Source organism: Paenibacillus pectinilyticus, assembly GCF_001700435.1.
Lineage (GTDB): Bacteria > Bacillota > Bacilli > Paenibacillales > NBRC-103111 > Paenibacillus_E > Paenibacillus_E pectinilyticus.
In genome coordinates this window covers 379684-391923 of sequence record NZ_LYPC01000011.1, presented here as the reverse complement: position 1 = coordinate 391923, position 12240 = coordinate 379684, and the positions used below count along the sequence as shown (strand labels likewise).

At 43.3% G+C, this 12240-nt stretch carries 12 protein-coding genes; 6 read left to right on the top strand and 6 right to left on the bottom strand.

The features are described 5' to 3' along the window. The first annotated feature begins 128 nt into the window (after positions 1-128). On the top strand, positions 129-590 hold the full coding sequence (locus tag A8709_RS05495) for a phage tail protein (RefSeq protein ID WP_065851162.1): 462 nt from the start codon (positions 129-131) through the stop codon (positions 588-590). A gap of 65 nt (positions 591-655) precedes the next feature. On the opposite strand, the gene A8709_RS05490 is transcribed toward A8709_RS05495, so the two are convergent. Together A8709_RS05490 and A8709_RS05485 are read right to left on the bottom strand one after the other, a co-directional pair. Next, entirely contained in the window at positions 656-1417 is a 762-nt protein-coding gene (locus A8709_RS05490) for an SDR family oxidoreductase (protein ID WP_065851161.1), read from the bottom strand. A gap of 15 nt (positions 1418-1432) precedes the next feature. Then, positions 1433-1813, bottom strand: coding sequence for a MerR family transcriptional regulator (locus tag A8709_RS05485; RefSeq protein WP_065851160.1), 381 nt, complete (start codon positions 1811-1813; stop codon positions 1433-1435). A 194-nt stretch (positions 1814-2007) separates the two neighbouring features. Between A8709_RS05485 and A8709_RS05480 the strand changes: the two genes are divergently transcribed. Next, positions 2008-5175, top strand: coding sequence for an ATP-binding cassette domain-containing protein (locus A8709_RS05480; protein ID WP_065851159.1), 3168 nt, complete (start codon positions 2008-2010; stop codon positions 5173-5175). A gap of 5 nt (positions 5176-5180) precedes the next feature. Further along, positions 5181-6122 (top strand): LysR family transcriptional regulator, encoded by a 942-nt coding sequence (locus tag A8709_RS05475; RefSeq protein WP_065851158.1) that lies wholly within the window; start codon positions 5181-5183, stop codon positions 6120-6122. A gap of 23 nt (positions 6123-6145) precedes the next feature. Here the strand turns inward: A8709_RS05475 and metE are convergent, their stop codons facing one another. Further along, a complete protein-coding gene (gene metE / locus A8709_RS05470; protein ID WP_244163100.1) occupies positions 6146-8440 on the bottom strand; it encodes a 5-methyltetrahydropteroyltriglutamate--homocysteine S-methyltransferase in 2295 nt (764 codons plus the stop codon). A 132-nt stretch (positions 8441-8572) separates the two neighbouring features. After that, positions 8573-9460, bottom strand: coding sequence for an HD-GYP domain-containing protein (locus A8709_RS05465; RefSeq protein ID WP_167357008.1), 888 nt, complete (start codon positions 9458-9460; stop codon positions 8573-8575). A 302-nt stretch (positions 9461-9762) separates the two neighbouring features. Between A8709_RS05465 and A8709_RS34420 the strand changes: the two genes are divergently transcribed. Continuing rightward, the gene (locus A8709_RS34420; protein WP_167357007.1) at positions 9763-9918 is read left to right on the top strand and encodes a hypothetical protein; all 156 of its coding nucleotides are present in this window, start codon (positions 9763-9765) and stop codon (positions 9916-9918) included. After that, entirely contained in the window at positions 9915-10340 is a 426-nt protein-coding gene (locus tag A8709_RS05460) for a NucA/NucB deoxyribonuclease domain-containing protein (protein ID WP_065851157.1), read from the top strand. Before A8709_RS34420 ends, A8709_RS05460 begins: the two co-directional genes overlap by 4 nt. A gap of 65 nt (positions 10341-10405) precedes the next feature. Here the strand turns inward: A8709_RS05460 and A8709_RS05455 are convergent, their stop codons facing one another. Both A8709_RS05455 and A8709_RS05450 read right to left on the bottom strand, forming a co-directional pair. Continuing rightward, positions 10406-10720 (bottom strand): hypothetical protein, encoded by a 315-nt coding sequence (locus A8709_RS05455; RefSeq protein WP_065851156.1) that lies wholly within the window; start codon positions 10718-10720, stop codon positions 10406-10408. Between the two features lie 157 nt (positions 10721-10877). Next, positions 10878-11489, bottom strand: a complete 612-nt coding sequence (locus tag A8709_RS05450) for a TetR/AcrR family transcriptional regulator (RefSeq protein WP_084224688.1) — start codon at positions 11487-11489, stop codon at positions 10878-10880. Positions 11490-11616: 127 nt separating this feature from the next. Between A8709_RS05450 and A8709_RS05445 the strand changes: the two genes are divergently transcribed. Beyond that, entirely contained in the window at positions 11617-12192 is a 576-nt protein-coding gene (locus tag A8709_RS05445) for a cysteine hydrolase family protein (protein WP_065851155.1), read from the top strand. Positions 12193-12240 lie beyond the last annotated feature (48 nt).

The following is a 12240-nucleotide window of genomic DNA, read 5'->3' as shown; positions in this document are numbered from 1 at the left end:
GTGTCTTTCTATTTATCTTAATCAAAAGATGAAGGTTTATATGGACTCATTTTTGGTATAATATTTGATAGATAAAGAAGATTAATTTTCTGGTTTTAGAAAATCATGAGAGAGAACGAGGGATGGACATGTCGTATATCGTTGATTTCAAAAATGTGTCTACGGTTGGTTTAGAGTCTTCACCTGTAGCAGAAGCGCTTGCTGGTTTACGTGCCAATGAAGCCCGTTACTTTATGAACAAATATGAACATGAATTTACAGTTGTACCGGCTAGTGAAAGTCAGGAGAGCCTTGATTATGCGAACCTTATTTTGCAAGAACGGGGTATTTCTTTTGCAGCCAAACCTTTAGAAACGTCACGTTTCCAAGTAGAAAACATTCAATTTACCTACGTTTTTTACGAGGATGGTCTTAGCATTAATGTCATGTATACGATTGATGACCCTAAGAAGCGGGCTGTTGGTTTTAAGCTTTCTGAGGGGATGGAGATACCGAAGGAGCTAGCAGAGAAGTTCAAGTTTGCTAGACAGAAGTCTAAACTGGCTGGAACCATTCGGGGTTCGTTTTTTGTAATTAAGGGACAATATTAAGATGAAAGAAAACTCGCCATTGAAGGCGAGTTTTTCTTATATATAAGCACGTTCCTTTTAACCAATTACTCAACGAAGCCCTTTGTTGCCTGATACATACTTGCTGCGTACGCGTCGATGTCATCTCGTGACATGCGTAAGCGCGCGACAGACGTACCATATCCGATTTCCTGTTTGCCCTCTTGGAATCCTTCGAAAATACCGTCTGCAAAGGCATCTAGGGGCTCTCCATGCGTATGCAGTCCAGCTCCACCTAAATCTGTGCTCACCGCCGGAGGAGCCACTTCAATGACCTCTACAGACGTTTCAGAAAGCTGGTGCCGCAGGCTGATTGTGAAGGAATGAAGCGCTGCTTTCGTCGCGGAATAAATAGGAGCAATCGCAAACGGCGTAAAAGCTAATCCCGAAGTGACGTTAATGATTGTTGCCTCTTCTTTTGCTGCAAAAAAGGGTGCGAACAGCATGGAGAGATGGCATGGCGCTTCAATGTTCGTTGTGATTTCTTGATTGAAATAACGCCAGTTATCTTTCGCATCTGTTTTGAGCACATTAAATCGTTGTTGGATACCTGCGTTGTTAACTAACACATTCACATCGGGATAGTTCGTTGTTACCCAATCAAACAATGCGATACGCTCAGATTCCACAGCCAGATCACTTACACGAGTAATAAGGTTAGGATAGTTGTCTTTCGCATGTTCAAGGATATGTTCACGACGTCCAGTCACAATGACAGTATTTCCAGCCTTAAGAAAGCGTTGTGCAAAAGCTAATCCGATACCAGAGCTTCCGCCTGTAATGAGTATGGTATTTCCTGAAAGTTTCATATAGGTTCTCTCCTCTTAGTTATCTTCGTTTATTTCCTTCATACGATTGGTATAACGTGTAATTTTGACGTCAATGCCTTCTAAGGATTCCGTCATCAACGTAATTTCGTCTAACACAGCTTTCTTGTGCTTCTCCATCATGTCAAGTCGGAGCTCGAGGGTGCTTTCACCTTCTACGATCCAATCGATATATTGCTTAATACTGCTAATAGGCATGTGCGTGTTCTTTAAACAAACAACGGTTCCGAGGAGCGCCATTTGGCCTTCTGAAAATAACCGCCGCCCAGCTTCGTTCCGCTCAATGAGCGGCAGGAGCCCTTTTTTTTCATAATAACGAATCGTTGATTCTGGCACATGGAATTTGGCTGAAGCTTCACTAATGGAATAATATTTCATTTGGAGTCCTCCAAGTTGTAGCTTTCGCTGTCGACAGGAACATCATACAACTTAAACCATGGTTTAAGTCAACAAGAACAACCATAGATTTCATTACCTTTGATTCGAAAAAAATGAATGCATATATTTAACACTGTGCTAACATGGAAATACTAGGTTTATAAAGATAGATATAAAATAGAAAGGATGTCCTCATGCAAATAAATCAATTAATTTCGAACAATATTAACCGATTAGATGCCACACTACCCACAGATAAATCGTTAGGAATTGCTGGTTTGTCTGGATCTGGTAAAACAACGTTTTGTCAAACGATCGGTGAAGAATCCAAGAAACGGCTCGTTTCTTTATTGCCGAAGGCGGAATATCAATATTTATTTCCTGAGATTATGGAAACAAATTTTAGTGCCATCAAGATGGAGGAAATGCCCCTAGTCCTTTTTCTCGGGAAATCATCGATTTCATCCAATCCTCGTTCAACCATAGGCACTCATACAGGTGTTTTTAAAGAGATCCGCGTGTGTATTGCTGAGAAATTCGATCTATCTCCAGAAGTGTTTTCTTTTAATAATGCCTTAGGCTGGTGTCCAGATTGTAAAGGGCGCAGTATGACGCAAAATGTCGAATGCCCGAAGTGCGGAGGCAAGCGGTACAATCCAGAAGTTGAGCAATATAAGATGGAAGTAAGGAATCAACCACATAGTATTTCCGATCTCAATAACTTAAGCATAGAAACGATTCTTTCCCTTGCAGAAGAACTGCAAATTAGTGAGGGAAAGCAGCATATTCTTCAAAATATCATCAATATGAATATGGGTTACTTAACGATCAATCGCATCATGGGCACCTTATCGGGCGGTGAAATCACACGGCTTTACTTGGCAGAATTCATGGCAACCAGTGAGAATACGGTGATTATCATTGATGAAATCTCGGTGGGACTTGATCACCAGACGCTGTTGAAAATTTTGGCGGAAATTAAACAGTTGGGCTATAAGAATCAAATTTGGCTCATTGACCATTCGGACACGGTGCTGGACACATCGGATGATCAATTATTCTTTGGACCAGGCAGCGGTAAATACGGCGGGAAAATTGTTGAAGAATCGCCGCGTCCCCAACCCGTCAATCGCGAATTAAATAAGGCAACGCCAACAGACTACTATCAGTTCGAGGATCTTTACTGTCGTAATATTCAAATGAAAGAGCTACAAATCCCTATGAATAGACTGGTCACCTTTACAGGGGAATCAGGTTGTGGGAAGTCTACCCTTGTCAACGAGTGCATGGTCAAAGATTTCCAGAAACGTTACCCCAAAGATAAGCTGGTCGTGGTTGGGCAAGATCGTAACCAATCGATTTCCAGCCGTTCGACCGTTGCGACTTTTCTTGATATTAAAAAGAAGCTTACGAAATATAGTGAGGATATTGATGATATTTTTGGGCGCTCGATTGAGGATATTATTGATGAATTACCAAATGAAGATATTGCTCATAAGCGCTTGAGTTTATTGATTAAGCTTGGGCTTGGGTATTTGACACTGGAGAGAAAAACACAGTCCTTATCGACCGGTGAATTTCAATGTGTTCATTTAGTTTCTGAGCTGTTTACGAATGCAAGAAACCCGCATACTCTTTTTATTTTTGACGAGCCTTCCAAAGGGTTATCTCAAAATATTTTGAACCAATTCATTGATAGTGTTCGCGACATTCTGCAAGACGAATCTGTCTCAATCCTGATGATCGAGCATAATGCTTATATGATGGAAAGCTCTGACTTTATTATTGATTTTGGCAAAAGGCAGCCCGAGCCCGTTCGACATCTGGATGTTGTTAGTCATGAGGATTACTATCGTTCAGAGCATCAGGAGGATAGCCATGCTCCCTTGCATATTTCCTCCACGCTGAAACAGCGGGAAGGGATTCATTATCTGCAAGAGAATCAGTTGGACTATTTTAAACAGGCAGAGAATGTCTATAAGGGTGGTATTTTAAAGAGCTTATCGCCAATAGCCCGTGTAATTTATGGTGAATACGAGTCGGAAACGATTGCGCCTGTTATCGCCATTGATCTGGAACGCCACCTGTATAGTCAATATAGCTTTCTGTATGAAATCGGCGGGTTGATCAACCATATTGTGGCTGCCCATCCGACCAATAAAGATACAAGAAGCTTTGATTTCTATTATCAAGACAATCATTGCCCGAGTTGTTCGGGCCGTCGTGTCATTGAACGCTTTGATATGGATGTTCTCATTCAGGACAAAACCGTACCATTCTGGGATGGCTTATTCCTCCCTGAGGTCATGGATGTTTTGAAATATTACCAACATGCTAAATTGCATTTCATTTTTGAAGAGATCAAGAATGAACTGGGTCACGATATGAGTAAAAGCTATAATGAGATGTCGGATGCAGAAAAGCATACATTCCTATATGGATATTGGGAAAAGTCATTCTATGATAGGGCAGGGAAGGCTTCGCGCACTTGGGAAGGCTTTAATCTCATCCTAGGACGCTATATGGTGATTTCGAAGAATCTGGAGATTAAAGAGGCTATGAAAGCCTCCAAAGAAATGATTCCTTGCCAAGTTTGTAAGGGAACTGTCTTGAACCATCATAAGAAGCTCAAATTCGGTGATACGGATATTCGTGAGCTGATTCAACAGCCGATTGATCCCATCATTCAAACTGTAGGCAGATTACCCGAACTAGAAAAACTAAAATCCATTGTCGGCGGCGCCATGGCGCTTACCGAAGAAGTCTCTTTACTTCCAAGGGAAACACAAGTTGCGCTGAAAATGCTTGAACTGGATCTGGCTAGCTTTGTCGGTTATGAAGTCGTTTTACAAAATGCCGTGCCATTCTGGGATCAGATTAAAGGTAATATCGAAGCAATCAGCCGTAAAAACAGGATTACGATCTGTGATTTCCCCGACATCACCGAAACCAGAGAAGTTATCATTGATAAGTATTTCACGAATGGCAAGTACAAAAAACTAACCTATGTCTACGAAGCGTTCGGCTACGCCAAAATTGTTACTCAAATCAATAAAATCAAAGCAAGTCATCCATGCCCATTCTGTGGCGGGAAGAAAGTCATTTCAGAAGATGGTCTTCATGATGGGGTATTCAAGCTATCGGTGCCTTGTGTGAGCTGTTATGTCAGTGGGATTAATGATGAAGGGCGTAAGGAAATCGTCGATGGCGTAGACGTGCAAACATGGCTAACTGGCAAAGTAAGTGATGTTGTTGCTGAAAACTTACGGACTGAGGCAGTTGCAGATATTCCGATTTTCAATCGTATTCGTGAGTTGAATAAACGAGATATGATGGCGGTTTATCATAGCCTGAAGGGCTGATTAGCATGACACTACAACAGTTGAAATATATCTTAACGATCGTGAATTGCGGGTCCATCAGTGAGGCTGCGAAGCAGCTTTTCATCTCGCAGCCGAGCTTGTCTAGCGCAGTCAAGGAAATAGAGCAGGAGATTGGCGTTGATATTTTCCTGCGTTCATCGAAGGGGATCGTGCTGTCGAATGAGGGGGCAGAGTTCCTATCCTACGCACGGCAAGTGGTCGAACAAGCAGAGCTGCTTGAGCAACGGTATATGAATAAAAAACCGTCGAAAAAACTGTGTTCGATATCCACACAGCACTATGCTTTTTCGGTTCAAGCGTTCGTTAGTCTATTGAAAGACTTAAACACGAACGAGTACGAGTGTACGCTGCGCGAAACGAGGACGCACGAGATTATTGAAGACGTGCGCAATATGCGCAGTGAGCTTGGGGTTCTCTATCTCAATGATTTCAACGAGAAGGTTATTCAGAAAATGTTGAAAGAGAATGGCCTTCAATTCCACCCGCTTTTTGTGGCGGAACCTCATGTCTTCATTAGCGCGGAGCATCCGCTTGCTGCGAAGTCGATCTTGGACATCGAAGACTTAGATGAATTTCCATGCCTGGCTTTTGAGCAGGGCGAGTACAATTCCTTCTACTTTTCAGAGGAAATCTTAAGCACCAGAACGCATAAGAAGAAAATACTTGTGAGTGATCGGGCCACATTATTCAATCTCCTCATTGGGTTGAATGGGTATACGATCAGCTCGGGTGTGCTGAATTCCGATTTGAATGGTGAGCAGATTAAATCGGTGCGCTTGCGTACCGATGAGCATATGCAAATTGGCTACATCACGAATAAAAAAGCCAATTTGAGCCTGCTTGCCGCCGACTATGTGAAGAAGCTGAAAAGTGTGATTTCAGAATTCGGCTATACGATTATAAATCAAGAGGATGAACTCAGTTGAGTTCATCCTCTTTTAATACGCGATTAGAGCGTTGCTCTTACTTCTTTCGCAGCTTGAACCAATTGTTTCAAACTAGCCCACGTCTCTTTTTCGCCGCGCGTCTTCAGTCCGCAATCCGGATTGACCCACAATTTAGCGGTGTCGATTTTGGCTAACATGCGAGTTAGTCCTTGTTTGATTTCTTCCACACTTGGAATACGCGGGGAATGAATGTCGTACACCCCTGGACCAACTTCCGTTTGGAACCCGCATTCATTGATGACATCAATAATGGCAAGGTCTGATCTGGAAGCTTCGAACGTAATAACGTCAGCATCCATGGCATCAATATCGCGAATAATATCGCTGAACTGACTGTAGCACATATGCGTATGAATTTGCGTTTCGGCTTGGACACCGCTATGCACTAAGCGGAAAGCAGGTATTGCCCAGCTTAGATACTCACTCTGCCAATCGGATTTCCGTAATGGCAGTTTTTCTCTTAAAGCAGCCTCATCGATTTGGATAATTTCAATGTGATTCGCTTCAAGATCCAAGACTTCGTCGCGAATAGCTAGAGCAATCTGGAATGCGCTATCTCTTAGGCTGATATCTTCACGAGGGAAGGACCAGTTCAGAATCGTTACCGGGCCTGTCAGCATCCCTTTAACTGGCTTGCTAGTCAAGCTTTTGGCATAAGCGGAATATTCAACCGTCATTGGTTTGGAACGGGAAATGTCTCCCCATACAATCGGCGGCTTCACGCATCTTGTTCCATAGGATTGCACCCATGCTTTTTCTGTGAACATAAATCCATCCAAGCTCTCGCCGAAGTATTCAACCATGTCATTACGTTCATATTCCCCATGAACAAGTACATCAAGGCCAATTTCTTCTTGAAGCGCGACGCAAGCGGCAATTTTCTCGAAGTTAAATTGTTTGTATTGCTCCTCGGTGATGTCGCCTTTCTTAAAAGCAAAGCGATTCGCACGAACATCGGCTGTTTGCGGGAAAGATCCAATGGTTGTCGTCGGTAGCTGCGGCAAATTGAACTTGGCATGTTGAATCGCTTCGCGTTCACCGAAAGCCGGCAATCTTGTAAAGTCAGCCTCGGTCAGGGCCGCTGCCTTCGCTTGAACAGCCTCGTTATTTGTAAAACGAACGCTGTTGAACAGCTCCTCATTTTTCAAATAGAGGTCCGTTGAATACGGATCAGCTTGATCTGCAATTGATTTGAGTTGTGCAAATTCTTGCAGTTTTTCCTCTGCGAATGCCAAGTAGCGTTTGGACGCAACCGGCAATTTCGTTTCATGTGCTAGGGTATAAGGCACATGAAGAAGGGAGCAGGAGGAGCTAAGCACGATCTGTTTAACTTGTGCACGTAATTCTTGAAGGAGTCCAAGCGTGCGTTTGTACTGATTTTTCCATATGTTTTTACCGTTTACAAGACCAGCAAACAGCACTTTATCGTCTGAGAATCCATATTGCTTCACAAGTGCTAGCGATTCTTTACCTTCAATGAAATCAATGCCGATTCCGTCAAATGGCAGTTCTTGAAGCGTTTGATAGCAGTCGCGGATGTCGCCGAAATAGGTTTGAACAAGAACTTTGACATTCCCTTTTGCGGATAGAATTTGCGCATATAATTTCGAGAACAGTGCAATATCTTCTTGCGATAAATCCGTTACTAATCCAGGCTCGTCAAGTTGAACCCAAGCTACGCCAAGCTCGTTCAATTGTCCTAGGATGGCGACATAAGCTTCTGCAGTTGCACGTACGAAGTCATTGGCTTGTTTGACACCTGTGTACTTGGCAAGCTTAAGTAACGTAAAGGGACCCGTTAGAACAGGTTTTGTTACTACATTTTGCTGTTTCGCCTCTAAGTACTCATCGAACATCTTCGTGCCTGCTAATTGAATAGTTGTAGCATCATTAATTTCAGGAACCATATAGTGATAGTTCGTGTTAAACCATTTTTTCATCGCTAACGCTTTAACGTCGCCTTGCTCGCCTTGATAACCGCGAGCCATTGCAAAATAGGTAGCTAATGGGCTGAGGCCAAGCGCTTGATAGCGCTCTGGAACGATATTTAATAAGCAAGCGGTATCGAGTAAACCGTCATAGAAGGAGAAATCATTCGATGGAATAAAATCGATGCCGTTCTCTTGTTGGATTTTCCAATGCGCTGCTCGCAGGTTTGCACCTGTTTGGTTCAGTTCATCAATGGAAATCTCACCTTTAAAATAGTTCTCGGATGCGAACTTAAGCTCCCGTAATGTCCCGACTCTCGGATAGCCAATAATGGATGTTTGCAATGCTAACAGCTCCCTACGCTTCATTTTGATCTCATTATAGAGCGAAGGGATTGCTATCGGAAAATACATAAATACTATGTCGAGGTATAGTTTTTTTATATGGGGCAACATGATAATGCTGGAGGGCAAAGAAGGCATAGAAAAGGCCTGTCTAGCTTATAAGGCTAAAACAGGCCGTTTCTTTATATCTTCGATTTGGAAAATAAGATCGGGTCCTTCTTTCTCAAGTACCCTTAGGAAAATGTCAGTAATTTCGGGGTCAAATTGTGTCCCGCGATTTTTGCGCAGCTGATCAATGGCAAATGCCAGATCCATGTTGTTTCGATAGACACGTGTCGAAGTCATCGCATCAAAACAATCAGCAACTGACAATATGCGAGCCAAACGGGGAATACTCTCACCTGCTAACCCTTCAGGGTACCCTTTTCCATCGTAACGCTCATGATGATATAAAATCATATCCAAAATTCCGTTTTTCTCGAACGAGGGGATATGTTTCACCATATTATAACCGATGGTCACGTGTTGTTTAATCGCATTGTATTCGTCCTCGGTTAGAGAGGTTGGCTTCGATAAGGTAGTCTCTGACACGCCTATTTTCCCGATATCGTGGAGAAGGCCACCTAAGTAAATATGATCGCATACGCGGTTGGGTAACTTCATTTCTTTGGCTATTAAAAAAGCGTACCTGGCCACATTCTCGGAATGAAATGCGGTGTGCGTATCTCTGGAGTCCAACGATTTGGCTAAGGCAAAAGTCAGATTCAGCGTATTCTCTTTCTCCTTAATATAAAAGCGTATGGAAGTAGAGACGGACAGAATGGCTAACGTGTAGGTTAACCACTGCGCAATAACCACATGGATACTTAGTAGATTTCCGTAAGGGGCGTAATGCTTGCAGATCCACGTTAGAACACCAGCTACAATGATTTGTATAGGTAGGTGCTTCCAGAATGCAAACCCTGCCACGATTAATGGGATCAGATACATACTTGCCAAATTTTCCGTAGGGTAAAACTTTTCAATTAGTATGACTACAAACAAAAGGATGAAGAAAAGTATTGTAAAGGCAGTCGTTCTCCGGACTAGCCAATTATTTATCTGAACCTTATTATTAGGATTGATCATGTTGTGCACCTCAGTTAAAAGGAGGAATTTAGAAGAAGTATTACCTTAATCGTCCCATTGATGGGCATTCTTTCCTGTATAATAGTATAAAAGGAACAAGATAGCAATGAAAATAGTACTTAAAAACTGAAATATTGCTAAATATCGACAAATAAATGTCGAATTATGTAAAAATATGAATAGCAATGATTGTATTTTATATAAAAGGAGACATTAACTTGTTTGAGAAGATACTTAACAAAAAAATCGTAGCCGCCTCGATGTCTGAGTTCAAAGAAGAATGGATACTGGAGTTAGAGGATGGAACCACCATTAATGTTCAAATTGTCATGCCAGAAGTGGGGCGGTTTGAGCTGGAAGTGGATATAGAATGAATAAGAAGCTAGCAGTGATTGTCCTGATGTTATTACTTGTCACAATCGTATATATGTTCAAAGATCAATTCATTGCAGTAATGGGCAATCAAGATGAAACCGTATATACGCTAGTTGTCCCGACGGATCGTTTTCCAGAGACCGCGGCACACATTAAGACAGCAGAGGAGCATGGTAAAACTTCTGTTTGTACCATTGACCGTAAAGGTGCTGAGGGGAATCGTAAGGAGTCATTGAAGGGTGTTCCTACAAAGCCCAATAAGGACAGAGACGAGTTCCCCATGGCCATGTGCGCGGAAGGTGGCAAGGGAGCGGACATCGCTTATATAACCCCTTCAGACAATCGTGGAGCAGGGTCTTGGATTGGCAATCAGTTAGATCGTTATCCAGATGGCACAAGGGTTTTGGTTGTCGTAAAGTAGGTAGAAATGAAAGAAGGCATTCTGCTGGTGAGAGCAGGATGCCTTTTTGCGATGGGGAGAAAAGCTTATAACAGTGAAATAACAAGCAAATTGTAAAGTACTAAGGGTAAGATGACGTTGTTGTTCACAGGCGCTGGAACCCAAGGATTGAAGAATCCACGTGTGTTTGGATTCGAGACTCGTAAATAAAGATGGCCATCATCCATATGGGAGATGGTGCCCTCATGGATCTGTCCGTTCAGCATCTGAATGCGAACAGGGCGGTTCATGCATTTATTTCCTGCGTCATACAGCTGTTGCTGCGTGCGGCTTAGCGATTGTACGAAAGCAGGGTCGGCTTGATATAGGGTTTGCTGCGGATAAATCGGGTGACTACTCATTGCATATCCCTCCGGATTGTATGTTCTAGAATCCATCTTATGAATATGCCTACCCACATGTGCCTATATTAGTCAGATTATAAAGGCTCTCGTCACGCCAGCGAGAAATAGAAAACAGTTTCTCGCGATCTCGTAAGGAGCCAATCGGTTATGTTTGTTATTCACTGCGAAGACCGTCGCATAGGATGGACACGACGCGTTCTGGAAACGTCCGACTATCCCCGGTTGCCTGTAAGATGCCGATAAGGAGAAGTTTGATGTCCTCCATAGAAGCGTCTGACCGAACGGAGCCGTGTTGTTGGGCGCGGACGAGAAGATGGTCGAGCCCACTCCAGAAATCCCTCGCAATTTCCGACCGCCCAGTTTCTATATTCAGATTGCTAACCAAGGCGTCGGTGATCGCCTTATTTGCAATTCCTTCGCGTATCGTTGCTGCAAAATATTGAAAGAACGCTTCACCTGGATTGTCGTGGTGAAGTAATTGACTTGCTTCTTCGATAAGACGTGACTTATGGCTGACAATGACGGCCCCGAACAAATCTTCCTTCGTTGGGAAATGCCGGTAGGCGGTGCCTACACCAACGCCGGCACGCCGGGCGATTTCATCCATCGAGACGGAGATGCCTTCGGTCATAAAAACCGTATGGGCAACTTGGAGCAGCTTATCCCGGTTTCTTTGGGCGTCTGCACGCAATGCTTTCCCGGAAGCGGAGGGGACGACGGAATCTAGGGTATCGCCGTCACCGGTCGTAACAGGTAGTTTAGACATTTAGGGATCTCACCTCTTCATAAATCATACACCACTAGCATTTTATTGACAAACGGAGAATGATCTCCGTATAATTATAAACGGAATTAGTTCTCCGTTTAATTTAGGGAAAGGGAGTATGAGACACATGCATAATTCGCAGAGCAAAAGCGCACTATTAGTCATGGATATGCAAAACAGTGTCGTGTCGCGGTTTGTAGGCAATGAGAAGGCACTGCTTCCGTTCCAACAGGCAATTGAAGCAGCACGCAGTTATGGGATTCCTGTTATTTATGTAAGAGTTGCCTTTCGCGCGGGTTATCCCGAGATTAGTTCGAGAAATAAAATGTTCGGGGGTATTGCTAGTCGAGCAGGTACGTCGGCGGTTCCAGAAACGATGATGCACATTCACGAATCCTTGCAACCTCGGCCAGAAGAACCGATTGTAACTAAGCTTCGAGTGAGTGCGTTCGCCGGAAGTGATCTAGAGGTAATTCTTCGATCTCTCCAGATCGACACGCTCATTCTCAGCGGGATTGCCACAAGCGGGGTAGTTCTATCGACTCTGCGGGAAGCGGCGGATAAAGATTTTGCACTAACGGTGCTTTCCGACGCCTGTATTGATGCGGATCCTGAGGTCCATCGCGTTTTAACTGAGAAGGTTTTTCCTCATCAGGCTGAGGTAGTATCTGTTGAAACGTGGGTTGCTTCTTTATCCAGTTAACGATAGAAATGGCACCTGTTCAGTATGTGCAGGTGCCATTTTGCTGTA